Origin of the sequence: Methanocorpusculum petauri (genome assembly GCF_026891975.1) — an archaeon.
GTDB lineage: Archaea > Halobacteriota > Methanomicrobia > Methanomicrobiales > Methanocorpusculaceae > Methanocorpusculum > Methanocorpusculum petauri.
The window spans coordinates 1-18,975 of record NZ_JAPTGB010000004.1 but is presented as its reverse complement, the minus strand read 5'-3'; the positions used below and the strand labels follow the sequence as shown (position 1 = coordinate 18,975).

General features: G+C 49.8%; 16 protein-coding genes. 6 read left to right on the top strand and 10 right to left on the bottom strand.

Translation table 11 applies throughout. From position 1 onward, the window contains the following. Positions 1-52: 52 nt before the first annotated feature. From O0S10_RS02340 to O0S10_RS02330, 3 genes are all read right to left on the bottom strand, one after another. The gene (locus O0S10_RS02340; protein ID WP_268924290.1) at positions 53-628 is read right to left on the bottom strand and encodes a DUF4411 family protein; all 576 of its coding nucleotides are present in this window, start codon (positions 626-628) and stop codon (positions 53-55) included. Continuing rightward, on the bottom strand, positions 625-1,842 hold the full coding sequence (locus O0S10_RS02335) for an ImmA/IrrE family metallo-endopeptidase (RefSeq protein ID WP_268924289.1): 1,218 nt from the start codon (positions 1,840-1,842) through the stop codon (positions 625-627). Before O0S10_RS02335 ends, O0S10_RS02340 begins: the two co-directional genes overlap by 4 nt. A gap of 327 nt (positions 1,843-2,169) precedes the next feature. Beyond that, positions 2,170-2,607, bottom strand: a complete 438-nt coding sequence (locus tag O0S10_RS02330) for an HsdM family class I SAM-dependent methyltransferase (RefSeq protein WP_268924403.1) — start codon at positions 2,605-2,607, stop codon at positions 2,170-2,172. A gap of 193 nt (positions 2,608-2,800) precedes the next feature. Between O0S10_RS02330 and O0S10_RS02325 the strand changes: the two genes are divergently transcribed. Together O0S10_RS02325 and O0S10_RS02320 are read left to right on the top strand one after the other, a co-directional pair. Next, positions 2,801-4,417, top strand: a complete 1,617-nt coding sequence (locus O0S10_RS02325; protein ID WP_268924288.1) for a dicarboxylate/amino acid:cation symporter — start codon at positions 2,801-2,803, stop codon at positions 4,415-4,417. 70 nt (positions 4,418-4,487) lie between these two features. Further along, positions 4,488-5,876, top strand: coding sequence for a chloride channel protein (locus tag O0S10_RS02320; protein ID WP_268924287.1), 1,389 nt, complete (start codon positions 4,488-4,490; stop codon positions 5,874-5,876). A gap of 223 nt (positions 5,877-6,099) precedes the next feature. On the opposite strand, the gene O0S10_RS02315 is transcribed toward O0S10_RS02320, so the two are convergent. Further along, positions 6,100-7,194, bottom strand: a complete 1,095-nt coding sequence (locus O0S10_RS02315) for a glycosyltransferase (RefSeq protein ID WP_268924286.1) — start codon at positions 7,192-7,194, stop codon at positions 6,100-6,102. A gap of 453 nt (positions 7,195-7,647) precedes the next feature. Here O0S10_RS02315 and O0S10_RS02310 point away from each other — a divergent pair, with 453 nt between their 5' ends. Both O0S10_RS02310 and O0S10_RS02305 read left to right on the top strand, forming a co-directional pair. Continuing rightward, the gene (locus tag O0S10_RS02310) at positions 7,648-7,941 is read left to right on the top strand and encodes an AAA family ATPase (protein WP_268924285.1); all 294 of its coding nucleotides are present in this window, start codon (positions 7,648-7,650) and stop codon (positions 7,939-7,941) included. Further along, positions 7,895-8,314, top strand: coding sequence for a hypothetical protein (locus O0S10_RS02305; RefSeq protein ID WP_268924284.1), 420 nt, complete (start codon positions 7,895-7,897; stop codon positions 8,312-8,314). The genes O0S10_RS02310 and O0S10_RS02305 overlap by 47 nt, the downstream gene beginning before the upstream one ends. Positions 8,315-8,344: 30 nt before the next feature. Here the strand turns inward: O0S10_RS02305 and O0S10_RS02300 are convergent, their stop codons facing one another. Continuing rightward, entirely contained in the window at positions 8,345-9,799 is a 1,455-nt protein-coding gene (locus tag O0S10_RS02300; protein ID WP_268924283.1) for an MBOAT family O-acyltransferase, read from the bottom strand. Beyond that, positions 9,780-10,835: a hypothetical protein gene (locus tag O0S10_RS02295; protein ID WP_268924282.1), complete on the bottom strand. Its 1,056-nt coding sequence runs from the start codon at positions 10,833-10,835 to the stop codon at positions 9,780-9,782. The genes O0S10_RS02300 and O0S10_RS02295 overlap by 20 nt, the downstream gene beginning before the upstream one ends. Before the next feature lie 115 nt (positions 10,836-10,950). Between O0S10_RS02295 and O0S10_RS02290 the strand changes: the two genes are divergently transcribed. Continuing rightward, positions 10,951-11,298 carry a ribbon-helix-helix protein, CopG family gene (locus tag O0S10_RS02290; RefSeq protein ID WP_268924281.1) on the top strand — a complete coding sequence of 116 codons (348 nt, stop codon included), beginning with the start codon at positions 10,951-10,953 and terminating at the stop codon, positions 11,296-11,298. A gap of 471 nt (positions 11,299-11,769) precedes the next feature. Next, positions 11,770-13,173, top strand: a complete 1,404-nt coding sequence (locus O0S10_RS02285; RefSeq protein ID WP_268924280.1) for an ATP-binding protein — start codon at positions 11,770-11,772, stop codon at positions 13,171-13,173. Positions 13,174-13,187: 14 nt separating this feature from the next. Here the strand turns inward: O0S10_RS02285 and O0S10_RS02280 are convergent, their stop codons facing one another. The 4 genes from O0S10_RS02280 to O0S10_RS02265 form a co-directional block, all read right to left on the bottom strand. Beyond that, entirely contained in the window at positions 13,188-13,601 is a 414-nt protein-coding gene (locus tag O0S10_RS02280) for a hypothetical protein (protein WP_268924279.1), read from the bottom strand. Between the two features lie 43 nt (positions 13,602-13,644). Further along, complete coding sequence (locus O0S10_RS02275; protein ID WP_268924278.1) at positions 13,645-16,092, bottom strand: CDC48 family AAA ATPase; 2,448 nt, start codon at positions 16,090-16,092, stop codon at positions 13,645-13,647. Positions 16,093-16,208: 116 nt separating this feature from the next. Continuing rightward, the gene (locus O0S10_RS02270; RefSeq protein ID WP_268924277.1) at positions 16,209-16,787 is read right to left on the bottom strand and encodes a 5-formyltetrahydrofolate cyclo-ligase; all 579 of its coding nucleotides are present in this window, start codon (positions 16,785-16,787) and stop codon (positions 16,209-16,211) included. 885 nt (positions 16,788-17,672) lie between these two features. Beyond that, positions 17,673-18,710, bottom strand: coding sequence for a type IV pilin N-terminal domain-containing protein (locus O0S10_RS02265; RefSeq protein ID WP_268924276.1), 1,038 nt, complete (start codon positions 18,708-18,710; stop codon positions 17,673-17,675). Between the last annotated feature and the right edge of the window lie 265 nt (positions 18,711-18,975).

Genomic DNA, 18,975 nt, shown 5'->3' with positions numbered 1-18,975 from the left:
AGAATTACTAATTTATGACAATTAGTAATTCAATGCCACTAAGATCTCTCCCTTAGAATGTCCATCCTTCTGTACGGAAAAGACCCAAGTAGTCCATAGAGGGAATATCATAATAATCACAAATAGAACGAATTTTTGTTACTTCAGGAATAGGGCTGTTTCGTTCTCTGATTTCCTCTATATCAATATTTTTATTTCGAGACTCCTGGGTGACAATAACAAATGTTTTTTTTAAACACATAATATCCTGCTGTTTTTGGTGATCCAAGACAAATGCAATCAGGTATGGATCTGCTGCCTCGGGAGTTTTTTCGGTATCTACTGAGTGTGGAAATTTTTGTAGGATGTCTTTTACCTGTTTCAGGATCGAGATATCGGTTGAGATGTCTTTGATGTATTTTTTGCGATCACGAAGCCAGATAGCAATGGGATCTTCTGTATCTCCTAGTTTTGTTCCAGCATCGTGAAGAATTTCATCAGACACATAATTAAGAATGATTAACTCCCCTTTTATGAGTAGTTCATCGATGTATTTGTTAAATTGCTCCCAGAATACTGGATAGAGATCAGGAGGATGCCGATGGAAGATGTCTATGAATGAACTGGTGTCGATGACATAACAGTTCACAGAAGTACACCTCGTTTCTTTAACCGTTCATGACTTTTTTTGGAAATTCCTACGTTTTCAAGAAAAGAAGCGTAACTGATGTGGCCTCTTTCATAATTTTTCTGGGCAAGATTTACGTACGCCTCTCCAAGCCCTCTGACGGTAAGTAATGCTCTGTCAGGTCCACCTGAAGATTTTTTCGTTCCCACTGTCGCAAGATCTCCTGTCTCCTCTTCATCAACACTGTCCGGATCTTCTATCTGTTTTTTGGGGACATTGATGAGGGCAGATAGCAGTGGATCTGCATTTTTCTGAGTTATTTTTCCGACTACAACCAGTCGGACTAATGCAGCTGTTTTGCTGGTGGCTGTTTCTTTTGCCAGTTCAGATGCCGCTCCCCCATAGTCTTCACTCTCAATCTTTGTGAGGATGTTGGTGTTGTTCTCAATAAGTGAGGAGGGCATAAGGAAAGCACCCGCGAAATTATTACACCAGCGCTCTATTTCCTGTATCTTTGGATCTGTACTTTTTTCGCCGTCATCAGTACATATTGCTCCTGTTCCTAGAAGGAGGTGGGCATACTCGTGAAAGATCGTAAAGATGCGTGCTTCCGGTTTATCACCACTATTCACGATAATGGCGGAGGCAGTTCCTGATTTCGTTATAAATCCACGAACGCCGTCATTTTTCATGTTGTACTGAAAGATGGGGACTCCTTTTTCAGCAAAAAATGTCCGCCAAAGTGGATAAGCTTTGTCCGCGTTTTTTTCAGAGAATATGTGATCTGCAGAGAATATTTCCCGTTCCCTTTCTGCGATGAGAAAAGGATCATCGCTGGTTGTACAGCAGGTAAGATCACTGGCGACATTTTCCTCAAGATTTTCAGCCATTTCTCGGAATAATTCCAGTTTCCGATGGGCTCTGCGAAAAATTCTATGAAGATCTTTTGAGTATAAGGATCCCGCATTCCGGCGAAAATCCTTGGGGATGATGGGGTCTCTTGGAGGGGCGTCAATAAGGAATGCTGTTACCGGACGTTTATAGAGAGATGCGAGTTCTTTCAGCTGGGGCAGGGTAAGTTCAGGATCACGTCTGTTTGCCATCCAGCCATTCCATGTTTTGGATTTTATTGAGGAGAGTTCTTTGGTAAGTTCTGCTTCTGTGTACCCTGAGGTATCGTAGAGCCACCGGAATACGTCATATTTAATGGAGATTGTGGGCGATGCAGAAGGCATGTTAATGCGTATAAATAATATATAATATGATTGTGATTTATATCAATATTCTTATTGTCTGGATGTGGTATCCTGTGGAAAGATCGATATCAATAGCATCCATCCACACAATTTGTTCCCGGAAATAGTTCGCAGGGTTCGTCATACATCTGGATAAAATCAGAGTTGTTTTTGAGCGCAGGAGAATTACTAAGTTGTGATACTTAGTAATTTTGTTCTGACGAGGTTCTGCGTGCTGGCTGTGTTTTTTTTGGTGGATGAGGTTTTTGTGCGTCCTGGTGAGCGGTGTTTTTTGGATGTATGTTGGTGTGTAGTCGAGGGAGTCGACTACACTATACCGTCCATTTTCAGGTTTATTTTGGTTTTTCTTTCGTATACTTGGATTTTATATGCCTCCAGACGGTTGTTCTCCACCAGTTCACGCCGCAACGCCTTGTGCGCTGAAGACGACCCGAACAACACCCCGTCCGGAACAATCGCCGCACAACGCCCGCCAACCTTCAGCATCCACAAAAACAACACCAGAAACAACTGCTCCGTCTTCTTTGTCTTCGCAACCTGCAGCAGATCCACAAAAACCCCATCAAAATCCAGACTCCCCTTAAACGGAGGATTCGTCAGAATCAGCGAAAACTTTCCCGCATCCGCATTCTGATCCGACAAACTGTCCCGGTACTCAATATGTGGACTCTTCACCCCGTGCGTCATCATATTCATAGCCCCGATCCGAAGCATCGCCCGATCCATATCATACCCGGAAAACATCACCTTATGATAATGCCACAACTGCTCCCTATCATAAAAAATTTCATTCAGATACCGCTCACGCAAAATTCCCCCACCACAACCAGAAAACCTGCCGTACCGCATGCCGGATCACAGATAACCTCCCCCCCCCACCAAACCCGCACTCCATATATACCAGTACAGAACATTCTTACTCATACAACCGGTATCCATGCAGCTCGACATCGCCCCCAAAACCCTCACCTACCGCCTCTCGCAGACCGCCGTCAGCGAGATAAGCTCGCTCACCGCAAAAACCCTCAAAGAAGGACAGATCGGTGCTGACGACGCCCGGAACTTAGAAACAGCCGTCGAAAAAGTTCTCCTCAAATGGCTTGCCGTTCTCGGCGAAGGAACTGAATGTACCTTCAGAAGCGGGAGGCGTCTGGGCCGCCAGTACATTACCATGGCCGTTCCCGGCCCGAAAGTCAACCCCTTCGGCGGCGAAGAAGACTGCGTCCTGACCGGCGGGAACTCCGTGCAGACGCTTCTCGCCAACATCGGCCTTGTCCCGTCCTACCACTATGTCAACGGCGAAAACCAGATTGCCCTGATGCCGAAGCGGAAGAAGATCAACCCCCTCATCTACCTTGTCTGCTCCATCATTGCCGGACTCCTCGCAGGACTCGGCTGCCGCATGCTTCCTTCAGACATCTCCCATGCCATTGGAACGGGAATTGTCACCCCGCTTTTTGACACCTTTATCGGCGTCCTCATCGCAATCGCACTTCCCATGATGTTCCTCTCACTTCTCTGGGGCATCTACAGTATCGGCGATACCGCAACCCTGGGCAACATCGGCAACAAAGTAATCGGCAGATACTTCGGAAGGATCTACTTCACCCTCGTGGTATGTACTGCCGTCTGTCTTTTCTTCTTCCCTGTCACCATCTCCGGCGGTTCGCAGAGCGCCGGAGAGTTTCAGGCAATCTTTACCATGCTCCTCTCCATCATCCCCGCCAACATCGTCGCACCCTTTGCCGAAGGAAACACCCTGCAGATCATCTTCCTCGCTGTCGTCTTCGGCCTTGCCATGCTGATCCTCAACAAAAAGATCCCCACCATTGTGCAGTTCGTCGGTCAGGCAAACACCCTCATCCAGCTGGTCATGGAGTGGATCACCTCGCTTCTGCCTGCAATCATCTTCGTCAGCATTCTGCATCTGATGCTCACCGACATCGAAAACCTCGGTGACCTCTGGAAACTCTTCGCCGTCATTATCCTCTGTGTCATCGCAAACCTCCTCCTCATGGGAGGAGGCGTTGTCCTTGGCAGAAGAATTTCGCCGGTTCTCCTTGCCAAAAAACTTCTGCCGTCATTTCTCATCGCCCTCACCACTGCATCCTCTGCCGCAACATTTTCCACCAACATGGACACCTGCGGTAAAAAACTCGGCATCTCCCAGCGTCTCGTAAACTTCGGCGTACCGCTCGGAACGGCATTCTCCCGCCCGGGACACGCGGCAATATTTTTCTGCGTCTGCCTTTTTATGGCAGACTATTACAGTGTGCCAATAACCCTCTCCTGGATTTTTATGGCAATCCTTACCGCAGGACTTCTGGCACTCGCCGTCCCGCCCGTTCCCGGAGGAGGAATCGCCTGTTACTCCATCCTCTTCCTCCAGCTCGGCATCCCGGTCGAAGCTCTGGGTATTGCCGTGGTGCTTGAGATTCTGCTTGACTTCCTCAGTACGGCCCTCAACATGGTGGCCGTTCCCATCGACATGGTGCAGGTCGCTGCAAAACTCGACATGCTTGACGAGGAAAAACTCAAAAGCAGTTCTGCCTGAACACTTCAAGTCCTCTCCTTTTTTATATCCTCAGCAGAAAGTATCAGATTATATTCGGGGATGTATCGGTGTGAACGAAAAAAAGTGTGAGAGTTCCTTCAGAAAACTGATTCTGATCGGAATAACGGTAGGCGTTATCTCGGGATTCGGGGCATTGTTGTTCTTCAAAGGTCTTGAGTACGGCACCGCACTTGTCATGGAGATGTTGTTCGGTGCAAACCTTCCGCTGGAGGGTCAGACGGCGGCAGAGATTGCCGGATGGACGCCGCCGCCGTTTATCTGGCTGATTCTTCCGATCATCTGCGGAGGCGCCCTCCTCTCGGGCCTCATCGTGTACTTCTTCGCCCCGGAAGCCGAAGGTCACGGTACAGACGCGGCAATCCGGGCGTATCACGGCGACGGGAAAATCCGCTGGCGGGTTCCGATCGTCAAAGCGGTTGCATCCATCATTACCATTGCAACCGGAGGGTCTGCCGGACGGGAAGGGCCGACCGCCCAGATAGCCGCAGGGTTCGGGGCGTTTATTGCGGATGTCTTTCATCTCTCGCCGCGCGAACGAAAGATCGCAATTGCAACCGGTATCGGTGCGGGTATCGGCACGATCTTCAAGGCTCCTCTCGGCGGCGCAATTCTTGCGGCAGAGATTTTGTATCTGCGGGACTTTGAGGCGGATGTGGTTATGCCGTCATTTCTCGCGTCCATCATCGGCTACTCCATCTTCGGATTCTTTGAAGGCTACGCACCGATCTTCGGCGCTGCTTCGCTTGTCTGGTCGGTCGCACAGATTCCGCTTTTCCTTCTCCTTGGCGGCATCGCGGCGGCGGTCGGCATCTTCTATGTGAAAACATTTTACGGGACAAAGGCGGTCTTCGACCGGGTCGCCGTCCGGTATCACATTCCGAAGTACGTAAAGCCGGTTCTGGGTGCGTTTCTGATCGGTGTTCTGATCATCGTTCTTTCCTATCTTTCGCCGGAGACGATGATGGTGGGACTGGCCAGTCTTGGCAGCGGGTACGGGTTTGTGCAGATGGCGATGTACAATATGCTTCCGTTGTCGGTTCTGATTCTTCTGCCGGTTGTAAAAACCATTACCACCTCCTTGACAATCGGGTCGGGCGGCAGCGGCGGGGTGTTTGCACCCGGGCTTGCGGTCGGCGGGTTTGCCGGCGGGGCGTTCGGGATGTTTCTGCATCTGATTCTGCCGGAGATTGTGCCGCTTGCGAGTGTTCCGGCATTTGTGATTGTGGGGATGCTTGCTCTGTTCGGCGGGATTGCCCATGCCCCGATTGCGATTATGATTATGGTTCTGGAGATGACCGGTGACTTTTCGCTGTTTGTTCCGGCAATGGGTGCGGTGGCTGTTGCGTATATGCTGATCGGCAAACAGACGATCTTCCATGAACAGCGGTTGTGCCGCGAGGAGCCGGAGGAGTACTGGGACGGACGGCACGTGAAGTGAGTGATTCGTGAATGCAGAGTTCAGAGTTCATTTCATTTTTTTGAAAATAAGGTGACGGAGATTTTTTTTCATTCTCTCTTTCCCGACAGGGGAGATACGAATTTTTTTTCTCTTGTGGTATAGATATAGTGTTGGGTATATAAATAGATACGTTCTGTCCTGAATGAAAAAACAGACCCGACAGATTTTTTCTTCAAATTGGAATGAGTTCTGAACTCTGAACTCACGATGTGTGCAGACTCTCCAGAATCCCGCGGATGGTTTCCCGGCTATCCGGGGCGGTGAACAGCTGCCGCAGGTCAGGGGGAGTCATCGTAAGTGCCCGCGAGATTGCATCGTCCAGTTTTTCTTTGGTGACGGTATTGCCGAGGACCATAATGCCTGCCCCCATCTCCTCGATTTTTTTCGCATTGTTCCACTGTTCCGGATGATAGGGGTCAATGATCATGACAACGGGTTTTCCAAGAGAGAGCGCTTCCATCAGGGAGGTGAGGCCGCCGTGCAGAATCGCCACGCGGGATTTGGCAAGGTACGGCTGGAGGTCGGGGACGTAGCCGAATGTCTGGAAGTTTCCGGTGTTTTCCGGAAGACCCGGGGTGGTGGAGAAGACTTCGAAGGTGTGGTCCGGCAGTTCATCCGCAATTTCACGGAGCATGGTATAGAGCGGGAGTTTGAAGGGTTCACCGCCGAAACTTGCGAAGATGGTTTCCCGGGAGCAGGGTATTGCGGCAGGATCCCGGTCAAGGATCGGGCCGACAAACCGGTAATGACTGATCTCTGTTTCGGGAATGAGGAAGTTGTGGCCGCTTATGGTGTCAGGAGGGGGAAAGTCAGGGACGATGACGATGTCGGGAACCTTCTGGAGATACTTCTGCACAATCCTGCTGAGATAGTTCCAGTATGCCGCGTCCGGAGATGCGGCGGCAGCAAAGGTGTTCTGGTTGGTGATGAATGCGTTTCGGATGCCAAGAGATTTTGCGGCGTATCCTGCGGCATACATGGTGTCGGCGACAAGGAGATCGGTGTGCTGGTCTTTGAGCAGTCGGCGGGCGTCGCGGTAGGAGTGCAGGAGGGATACCGGGACGGTTTTGGAGAGCCAGAGGGTTTTTGCGAGGCTGAAGAGGCCGTCGTCTCCCCCGAGTGTGACCTCACGGCTGATTTCATGAACGGGGAATCCCTGTTTCTGAATGAAGTCGTAGGCTTTGCCGTAGGAGGCAAACGTGCAGGTGTGGCCGTGCTGTGCAAGATATGCAGCAAGTTTTGTCGAGCGTGATGCGTGGCCGAGTCCTTCACCGCAGACGGCAAACAGGATGTTCATCGAATCCCCCGGCGGTTTGTATGGATGAGTATGGGGTTGTCCTCCGTGTTGTCAGAAGTTCGTTTCGTTTGCAACAAGATAGTTTTTCGGGTACAAAAGCTTGAGATCAAAGGATACCCCATACGCAAGAGAAGTGTTTGAAGGCTCGTGTTTATATGGATCTGAAACAAGATATTAGATCATTATCAGGAGATGATGGCTTATGAGCAGTACATCCTCGGAAACTTCTTTCCAAAAAATTTGCTCACGCAAAGAGTGCGTGCGGTGTGTATCGCACGCTGACAACTGTCTATCTTCTGAGCAGGATATCATATTCAGGCTGTCACCGGAAAGCCGGAGAATTCATGCTTCCATGAAATGGAGTGAGACAGGTTTTGTCCCCTCGTTTCAGAATACGGATGCTGTTCTGCTGAAAGCATCCAAAAGGACGTATGAGTTCTGCAAACAACACCGATGACTACTCTTTTTCTTTTTGCAGGCCCGAATGGTTCGGGAAAATCTACTGTAATTTCCCAGGTTCTTGCGGCATACCCGGATTGTGTGTATATTAATGCGGACTACTGTGCGAAGTCCAATCCGGAGATCGCGATGATGCCGGACGGGGTGACACGGTCACGTCTGGCATGGGAAGAGACGGAACGCCAGCTTGAGGAAATGTTGTCATCTGATGTTTGTTTTGCCTGGGAGACTGTTTTTTCCCATGAAAGCAGACTGGTGTTTATGGATCGGGCGAAAGCTGCTGGATAATCGTATCCGTTTGGTTTATGTGATGACGAAGAGTCCTGAGATTAATGTTGCCAGGGTACAAAATCGTGTTGAGGCAGGAGGACATGCCGTGCCGGAGGAGAAGATCAGAAGCAGGTATGAACGTTCGGTAGGTTTTCTTCCGGAGATGATTCTTTCCGCTGATGAGGCACTGGTTTATGATAATTCGTATGATGGATGTGAGCCTTTGCTGGTGTTTCAGAAGGGAGGAGAGACTGTTCCAAAACCGGAGTGTGTGATGGTGAATCGGGAGCTGATGGATGAGGAAGTGTATCAATGGGTTTTCAGATATGTTGTCCGGCCTCTTTTGGACCGGGATGTTTTGATCACGTTCCCTGAGGCTGGCGTAGAATAATTTCGGTGAGCTGTGTTTTGGTTCCTGCATTTAGAATGCGAAGTAGATGAACTCCGGGGTTTCCGGAGGAGAGAGGAGCAGGATGGCAAAGCCGAGGACGGCGAGGTAAAGTGTCCAGTAGAACGGCCGCAGCCGTGCACAGAACGCGAGGTAGTCATAGACTGCTGCGGCTTTGGCAAATGCCGCAAGGCGTTTGCTGCTCATGACAACAAACGCGAGAAGGATCAGTCCTGCACCGCCAAGAACGGCAAGTCTGGTGAAGGTGGAGAACTGGAAGTCGAAGAAGATGATCTTCTGGATGCAGCTGAGGAGATCGTCGAAGCTGTTCGCCCGGAAGATCATCCAGCCGAAGAAGACGAGCGCCTGGGTGATGAGAATTTTCAGCAGGAGTCCGGTGTTGGATGCGAGGAGGATGCTTGCTGCTCCGATCTTTTTTTCACCGATGAAGTAGCGGTGGAGAAGGAGGAGTACGCCGTGATAGCCTCCCCAGAGGACAAAGGTCCATGCGGCTCCGTGCCAGAGACCGCAGATTACCATGGAGGCGAGGAGGTTTGCGTAGGTCCGGACGTGGCCTTTGCGGTTGCCGCCGAGCGGAATGTAGACGTAGTCGCGGATGAAACGCGAGAGGGTCATGTGCCATTTTCTCCAGAATATCTGGATGTTTGCGGCGAGGTAGGGGAGGTTGAAGTTTTCCGGGATTCTGAATCCGAGACAACGGGCGCAGCCGATAGCGATGTGGGCGTAACCGGAGAAGTCGCAGTAAATCTGGATGCCGAAAAGGATGGTGCCGAGAATGATCCATACTGAGGTTGCGGTCTCCGGCGAGGAGAAGACAAAGTCAACCCGGCTTCCGAGGTTGTCGGCGATGACCATCTTTTTGAACAGTCCCCAGATGATGAGGGTTACGCCGACTTTCAGGTTGTCACCGCTGATGTGAATTTTTTCCCGCAGCTGCGGGAGAAATTCGCTTGCCCGGACGATGGGACCCGCAACGAGGGCCGGGAAGAAGGCGATGAAGAGTGCGTATTTGTGGAGATGCGGTTCGGGTTCGAGTTTGCCTAAGTAGATGTCAAAGATGTAGCTGAGTGCCTGGAAGGTGAAGAAGGAGATTCCGACCGGCAGGAGTACCTGTAAGAGAGGAAGGGAGACGGCAATGCCGGCTGCACCCAACAGGGAGTTGATCGATGCAATGCCGAAGTCGATGTACTTGAACCAGCCGAGGATGAGAATCGGAATGAGTGTGCCAAGGGCAAGCCAGAATTTTTTTCGTCGCTTGGTATCTGCTGCAAAGATTTTTGCGCCGCAGAAGAAGGAGGCGAGCGTGACGAAGACCAGCAGCAGAATGTGGATGGAACCGGAACACCAGTAGAAGTAGTAGCTTGCTGCGAGGAGCAGACAGTGCTGCCAAAGTTTTCGGCGGAGCAGTTCGGTTGCGATGAGGACGATGGCAAAGAAGATGAGGTACTCAGGCGTAGTGAACAGCACCGGATTTCACCTCCGAGATTATGAGTTCGGCCATACGGGGGGCAAACTGTGTGGCACCGTAAAATGTCATGTGATGACTGTCAATGAAACATTCATCACCACATCCAAACTCCATGTCATACCATTTTGCTCCTGTTTCGTTCAGCAGATCATAGAAGTTTTGACGGGATTCATCAGTGATCTTTTCAGAAGTTAACGGGTGAAGCGGCATGTTGATCAGGACAACCGGAATGCCTGCATTCTGCAACGTCTGAACGTTGTAGATCAATGCCTGTTTATAGCGTGTTGATTCATTGGTGACGATAGGGCGCCAGGGATCCTTGGGATTATTTGCTTCTTTGAGGATTTGTTCTGGTTTTTTTGTAGTATCATAGTAGCGTCTTGATATGAGTCCATTAGGATCATTCAGATAATCAAATGTGGGGTCATGAACTACGGGGGTGTATGAAACAGCATTTGGAATAAATTTCTTTTTATAGTATATAGTTGGTTTTATTTTGAGATCATTTCGCTCTTTTTGGGAATACAGTTGCAATGAGTCATTTAGAATTTTCAGTCTGCTGTGTACCAGTACTATCTGTTCATCCGGCCATTCGGCTCTATCAGTTACACTTCTATACGTCACACCATATATTATCAGAGATGGTGCTGAGGCAATGATATTTTGTAACTCAATAGATCTTCTCCGCGGTGTATCACTACTAATATAGAGATTATAGGTTGTAATATTGTAATCGTTGTTCGACAGATTCTGATTGATATACGGCGGATAGATGGAAGCGCCGATAATACTGCTTCCAATAAAGTACACCGCGGTCTGATCTTCTCCGATATTCAGATCATAAAAGTCGTAGAGATGAATGATACCTTTGGTTTCATTCAAATATTCATCGATTACCGGCTCAGCTGCATACATTCCCGCAACAAACAACCCTCCTGCAATCAGCACTCCGGCAAGAATGCAGACCACAACAGTTGATCGCGGCACGTCGCCCTCCTTCGTAAGTTTGGTATTCACTGCACCCCATTTATCCATCCATTCACCCACAATAAGATATCATATGGTTTTCAAATAGAAATGTCATGGGATTCACTAAATAGATATCGGTTTGCCAAGGCTAATCTCTGCCTCGCATCTACCATATATTTGCATGACGCGGGGTGTCAGAAATACGGTAAAACCGGAGCAGATCAGCCTTCGCCTCCCGGCAGCCATGATCAAAGAACTCGATCAGCTCAAAGAAAAAGAGGGAACCGATCGCACCGCAGTGATCGTTCGGGCGCTGAAGTACTGGATAAGCGTCGAAGGCAACATCACCACCGATGCAGAATATCTCAACCGCCTGACCCGAATGGAAACAGAACTCGCCGAAGTTCGTGACTCACTCGCAAAAATAACCGCCCAGTACGAAGAAGAAGCTGCGGCAAAACGGGAAATCATCTCCGAACTCCAGAAAACCATCAACACTCTTCTGCGGATGCTGCCGAAGGACGAATAATATCCTCTCCTATTTTAGAAAATATCAGGATTGATCGATCACAGAAAGATAGAAATTTAATAGTATAACAAACTCGGGTCTGACAGATCTCATGAACAGAAAAAATTATTTTCGCGGTGGCATTGCCGCTTTTCGATAAATTTTATCCTTCGTTTTTCCTTCACCCGATAAAAGCCGAAGTTTTTCTGCCTTGGTGAGGAGCCGCTGTGCTGTTTTGTCCTGTACATCCAATAACTTAGCAGCGGAAGCAGTAGTAATCGTCTCGTATGTTTTGAGATATGAGATTATGGTCCTGTTTCAGACTGTACTTCTTCCATGAATAGCAGGCTCCTGTATCGTTTCAATACCCCTTCCCCATGCCTTGCTAAAACCGCTGAGGTTCCCATCACGTACCTCTGTCCCCACCCAAATATTATTATTTCAATAATGATAATTTAAATAATGATTATTTCAATAATCATTTTCAAAAATATGAACTTTATTGGCAGAACACAGGAACTCGCAACACTTGAGGAAAATTACCGGAGAAACGCAGGTTTCGTCGTCATCTACGGTCGTCGTCGCGTCGGCAAAACAACCCTCATCACCGAGTTCATCAAAAACAAACCGGCACTTTACTACCTCGCAACCGAAGAACGGGAAACGCAGAACATGCAGAACTTCCAGCAGCAGCTTGCCGCATTCACCCGCAAAGAGTACCTGCAAAGTGGCGCAATCAACGACTGGATAACACTCTTCACTCTCTTTGCCGAACACAATTCGGATCAGAAAAAAATTCTCATCATCGATGAATTCCAGTACCTCGCTGAGATCAATCCGGCATTTCCCTCCCTCCTTCAGAAAGCCTGGGATGAAACACTCTCCAAACACAACATCATGGTCATCCTCTGCGGATCATACATCAGCATGATGAAAACTCATGCTCTCTCGTACGTTAGCCCGCTCTATGGAAGAAGAACCGCCCAGATACGCCTGCAACCACTCACCTTCACAGAACTGTCCGCATACTATACCGACAGATCTTTCGCAGAACTCGTCAGCCTCTATGCCATCACCGGAGGCGTTCCCAAATATCTGGAGTTCTTCGACAACGACGCGGACATCTTCACCAACATCAAACAACACATTCTCAACAAAAACGGCTACCTCTACGAAGAACCGATCTTCCTCCTCGAAAAAGAAGTGAACGGACCAACCACCTATTTCTCCATCCTCAAAGCCATCGCCGCCGGAAAGACACGACTCTCCGAACTTGCCGCAGCTCTTGAGATGAAAACCACCACACTTGTTCCTTACCTCACCACCTTAATAGACCTCCATCTCATCGAACGCCGTGTTCCGGTAACGGAACCCGCGCCCGAACACAGCAAAAAAGGAAGATATCACATTCAGGACAGCTTCCTCCGATTCTGGTTTTTGTTCGTCTCCCCCAACAAAAGTGAACTGGAAATCGGGAAGAGCGATGCAGTTCTTGAACGTATCAGACCGCACTACATCGACCGGTTTGTCAGCTTCGTCTATGAAGACATCTGCCGCGAACTTTTCTGGAATGGATGCAGCAGCGGAAAAATTCCCTTCGAGCCGTCGCGGGTCGGCTCCTTCTGGGGACGCGGCGACGTGGAGATCGATGTTGTTGCAATCGATCACTCCGGAAAAAAATTGTTTGCCGGAGAATGCAAATTTTATTCCGGAGACAGGGTCGTGGACATGAGTGTGTATGCTGATTTACAGAGAAAATGTCAGGCGCCCGAACTTGCCGGCTATGAAATTGTGTATGGACTTTTCTCTGCGACCGGCTTTGACGTGCGTCTCAGAGAGCTGGCAAAACAAAGTCCGGAACTGTATCTCATTGAAAGAAAAGATATTGCGGAGTAAACCTCCACAAACAATTACTCATCCATATTTTTCTTAAAGCAGATGACCTCAAGCACCCCGTTGTGCAGATGCGTCTCCGTTAAGGACGGATCGATCTCCGCCACCGGAATTACCGCCGAGTACTCACGGCGGGCACCGGCATTCAACTGCAGTTTCCCGTCCTGATATGCGATAAAGAAATCATCCGGACACTCCGGCGGAAGTTCCGTCTGAATAATAATTGTTCCCGCATCCTCAAAAACCTCCAGGGGAATCGTCTTCGGCTGAGGATTGACGGGGGCCAGATGAATCGTACCCCCGTTTAAGACAAACTTCACTCCCATGATCGGCGGGAGTTTCTCCTCGCCATCGCCGGAAACATGAGCAGTAATGATCTGGTGGATAATATCCATCAGATCCTTGTAGGCATCATCCGATGACTCCGGCATATTTCTATCACTTCCAAAAACCGGAGGGGACAGTGTCCCGCTCTCAGTTCTCTATACTCTTAGTTATCTCTTTGATTGTGCTAAAGTCTTTCTGATGACGCATCAGGAGTTTTTCGAGTTTTTCGATCTGCTCCTTCTTCTCTGTGTCTTCATCGGCCTTGTACTCGGCCATCTTCAGCGCAGTCAGTGCTTTGTCCAGCACCTGCCGCTCCTCCTCGTTAAACCGGTACGGCCAGGAGTCGCGTTCCGCGGTCCTGCGGCCTTCTTTGTCCAGTGACGGGCGGACACGCTTTAACGCCTCCTCAAAGTGGCGCTTGTAGATCTTCACGGACCCTACGGCAAGTTTGATCTCCTCCGCCTCGCGGCCTGCCATTGCTTTCACAAACTCGCGGATGGCAACCATCTTCGCCTCACGGACCAGGGCCTCAATGTCTGCGCCCACGAAACCATCGGTTTCGGCGACCAGATCGTCCACGTTCAGATCTTCGGCCAGCATATCCGCAACACCCTTGAGGTACACCGCAAGAATCTGTTTTCTGCCCTCTTCATCCGGCGGCGGCACAAAGATGTGCTGTTCCAGCCGTCCGGGGCGGAGCAGTGCCGGGTCGATCATATCAGGACGGTTGGTCGCACCAATCACAACCACATTCTTCAGCTCCTCCAGGCCGTCAAGTTCGGTCAGGAACTGGCTGACTACGCTCTCGGTTACGTGAGACGAGCCTTCGTAACTTCCTCTCCGCGGAACGATCGAGTCGATCTCATCGAAGAAGATGATCGACGGCGACGCAAGCCGTGCCTTGCGGAAAATTTCCCGCACACCTTTCTCGGACTCGCCGACCCACTTCGACATCAGTTCCGGACCCTTGACCGCGATGAAGTTGCACTCCGACTCGTTGGCAACCGCTTTTGCAAGCAGGGTTTTACCGGTTCCGGGCGGGCCGAACATCAGGAATCCTTTCGGTGACTTGGTGGCAAACTGCTTGTACACATCCGCATACTTGAGCGGCCACTCAACCGCCTGCTGGAGTTCCTCTTTGACGCCGTCAAGTCCGCCGACATCCGACCAGTGGATGTCTGGCACCTCGACAAGTACCTCACGCATCGCGGAGGGCTGCACCATCTTCAGTGCCGCTTCAAAGTCCTCGGCGGTGACCTTCAGACCTTCGAGTTTTTCCTTTGAGATGGTCTCATCCGGATTCATGCCCGGGAACTCGCGGCGTAGTGCGTGCATTGCGGCTTCTTTGACCACGAGGGCAAGGTCAGCACCGACAAATCCGTGCGTGGTGTTTGCGTACTTGTTGAGGTCAACATTTTCGGCAAGCGGGACGTTACGGGAGTGAATCTGGAGGATTTCCTTTCTTCCTTCTTTGTCCGGTACACCGATCTCGATCTCACGGTCGAACCGTCCTCCTCTGCGCAGAGCGGGGTCGATTGCGTCCGGCAGGTTGGTTGCGGCGATCACGATGACCTTGCCGCGACTCTTCAGGCCGTCCATTAGGGAAAGCAGCTGGGCCACAACACGGCGTTCCATCTCGCCCTTGGACTCCTCACGTTTCGGGGCTATGGAATCGATCTCGTCGATGAAGATGATTGCCGGGGCATTTTCTTCTGCTTTCTGGAAGATCTCCCGGAGTTTTTCCTCGGAGTCACCGTAGTACTTCGACACAATTTCGGGTCCCGAAATTGTGTCGAAGTATGCGCCCGCTTCGTTTGCAACCGCACGGGCAATCAGGGTTTTGCCGGTTCCCGGCGGGCCGTAGAGCAGGACACCTTTTGGCGGTTCGATGCCGAGCTTTTCAAATACTTCGGGGTGACGGAGCGGGTATTCAATCATCTCACGAACCTGTGAGAGTTCCCGGCCGAGACCGCCGATATCTTCGTAGTGGATGTTTCCGGCGGATTTTCCTTTCGGTGCATCCTCGCCTTTATAGACGGCGTCTTTGTAGTGGACGGAGGTCTGCGATCCGATAATGGCAATGTCGCCCGGGGTTACGTCGGAGATGACGAATGCGTAGTATTCGGTGCTGTAGCTGGAGAAGCCTCCCCATCCGGAGAAGAAGGGGTCTTCGTTTCTCGTCTGGGTTGCGAGCGGAATCTGGATGATCTGGCCTTTGGCGATCGGTTTTCCGGCGTACTGCTGTACGATGAACTGTTCCAGCTGGCGGCTGTCGAGTTTGATGCTCTGGGCTGCGGGCTGGATGGTGATTTTGGATGCGGTCTGCGGTTCGGTTTTTTCAACCATGACGGTGTCGCCGATACCGGCACCCGCCGCACGGCGGGTGTCACCGTCTATGGCGATGCCGCCCGAGCCGGAGACGGAGGAACGCATGACTTTTGCAACGCCGGTACGTTTTCCGGTGATCTTGACGAAGTCGCCGGAGTCAACGCCGAGTTTTGCCATGACGTCGTTGTTGATTCTTGCGTATCCGCGCCCGACATCGCTGCTGTCTGCCTCCTGTACAATTAATGGAAGAGTTATTGGATCTGTCATGAATATATCACCTGTAATTTCTTGTTTACTCTACGTAAGCATTATGTAGTATTTAAAATATTTGTGCGGGCAAAAAATTGCGGCGACTAAAAAGAGATTTATAGAACCACAATACGTCAAAGTATGGGGCGCGCAGGATTGCAGGTGATACATCCGTTTTCGGTGACAACCCAGTCCATTTTCCGGTCGAAGGGATCGGCAGGAATCGCGGGAGCTTCCTGGCATGCGTAGGCAAGACCGATGCGGGGAATGTCCGGATAGGTTTCGAAGAACCGGTCGTAGTATCCTGCGCCGTATCCGAGCCGGTTGCCGCTCCGATCGAATCCGACGAGGGGCATTAATGCTATTTCGATCTCTTTGGCGTCTGCAGGAATTTCTGTGGTGAGCGGTTCAGGGACATGGAAGGTTCCGGGTTCGAGATCGGCGATATTTTTCAGGTAGGAGAGCCGGAGTGTTTTTGTGTCGGTCTGGATGATGGGAACGATGACGGTTTTTCCTTCTTCCAGGAGGCAGTTAATGATGACGAGCGATTCGACTTCGGGGTCTTTGGCAACGTAGGCGAAGACCGTCTGGTAGGGCTGGAGAAATTTTTTGAGGTGTATGGTGATATGGTAGCTTTTTTCGCGGCGCTCTTCGAGGGTCAAAGCGTCGCGAACGGATTTGAGCCGGTTCCGTATCTCGGCTTTGTCGGGCATAGATGAATAGTTTACGTGGAGAGGGATAAAGATTCGGGTGGGGATGAAAAAAGGGGGGAGGTCTCGGTTTGAGAGGGTGCAGAGTGATTTTGACTTTGGTTTTGTTTGAGGGAACCACGGAAAACACTGAACAGACGGAATTCCACTGAAAAAAACACGGAATACCGCTTCGCTTACGGAAAACACTGAAAGATTAAGGAAGTCTGTATCTCTGATCATATCCCAATGTACAGATTCTTTCCGTGAGATTCCGTAAGCTGCGAGCGGCGGTATTCCGTGATATTTTCTTCCTTCCGTGTATTCAGTGGTTATTCCAAGTAAAGCCACATACCGAAGCCCAGAGAAATCTATTCCAAAAGATGAAGCCAGTCACACATTATGAACACGTTTAGATTTTATGAGGAAAAATGAAGAAAATATCACGGAAAAAGTAAAGGTGCGGGTATCTCCACTCAATTAATACACAGATTCTTTCCGTGTATTCCGTAAGCCGCGACGCAGCGGTATTCCGTGTTTTTTTCAGTGGAATTCCGTCTGTTCAGTGTTTTCCGTGGTTATTCCAAGTAAAGCCACATACCGAAGAGCCCAGAGAAATCTATTCCAAAAGATGAAGCCAGTCACACTTTATGAACACGTTTAGATTTTATGAGGAAAATACCCAGACTCAGGGGAGAAAAAATTGCATACAAATGCAGATTCACTCATCCATTGCGTCAATAATCCGGCGAACTTCACGTACAGTGTATCCGCGTCCTTCACGAATATCAGTTTTTGCAGCGTATTTTTATCGAGCGTTATTGTTCTGGATTCGGTCGTGATGTTTTCCTGCTCTTCATTAAATAAATTTGTGTGATGTTTTTTTGTCCGAAAAAACCCATGCACCACTTATCCATCATTTCTTTTTATTTCCACTACAATCGTTTGGCGATTATCAATATATGTAGCATTCTTTCCTCGTTCGATTGTTACATAGCAGATAGTTCCTTGTCTCATTTTTTCAAGCGGTACGTTTACGACTACAGCATCTGAACCCTGAGAATCCGTCGCTATAAAAGACGCTATCCTGATATATTTTCCATCCTTAAGCGCGTAAATGGTTACGTTGATGGTCGTATATGGATGTCCCTCATCATTACCATGACCCTGATTAGTTTTCTGAGGTTTAATGGATGCTTTAATCTGAGCGCTATCACTTGACGGAATCGTATATACGGGCTTCACGATGAATTTATCATTTTCGATAAGTTGTAAGTCACCCAAGTGAACTCCTTGTTGCTCGCTATTAGTATGAATGTATTTGATAATATCTCCTGTATCCTCTCCCGGAAATTTAGGAAGGGGTATTGTCTCTGTCTCTCCCCCGTCGCTCGTCTCCCCCCACACATCCGGCACCATATCCCCGACCGGCAGCGCCATCGCACGTGATCCCATCCACAGCAGGGCCGGGCGGTTCCGGCTGTCCATACAGACAATCGACAGAACGCCGAGCACCCCCTCCTCACCAAACCGAATCTTATCCCCTGTCTCCCACACATCCCACTCTTTAGGAGTTGCCGAATCAGCACTACCGCACTTTGTCAGCTGTACAGATACATTCTCTTTCGTCTCTGTATTATAAAACACCAGACTCTTCAGCGGCAGCGCATCCCCGCCCGCATGATACAGGCTCACCCCGTCTGCCGACGCCTGAAACCGCACATCCGGCAGCGTCCCCGCCGCATCCTCCATCGCCGCAAACATGGCAAAGCCGATGATGGCCCCCGCCACCACAACCATACCAATCAGCACCGCAACGGCAATGACCGGCGCAACCCCGTCATCACCCGCGGGCACTGCCGTCTTCCGGCTTTTGATCGCCGCGTTCTGTATCCTCAATCCATTCTTCGTGCCGGACGTACCACGCAGCCACAGACAATACTCCATCAGAACATATCCTCCAAAAATCCAATCGAACACTTTACCGCAAAAGCAGTGAAGAAAAACTGACGATTGAATCCTCTTTAAGTAGGATTCATTTCATGACATAAATACATATGGCTGTAACAGATTTGACACAAGATTCCAGACTTGCCTGTGAAATCTGATCAAGTGTGCCCTGTCTTTATTTTCTGGTATCTTCGACGTGTGGTTTTATGCAGGCTACCCACCTGCGGCGATGTTTTCGGAGGTCTTCGGCGCATGGTTTTGT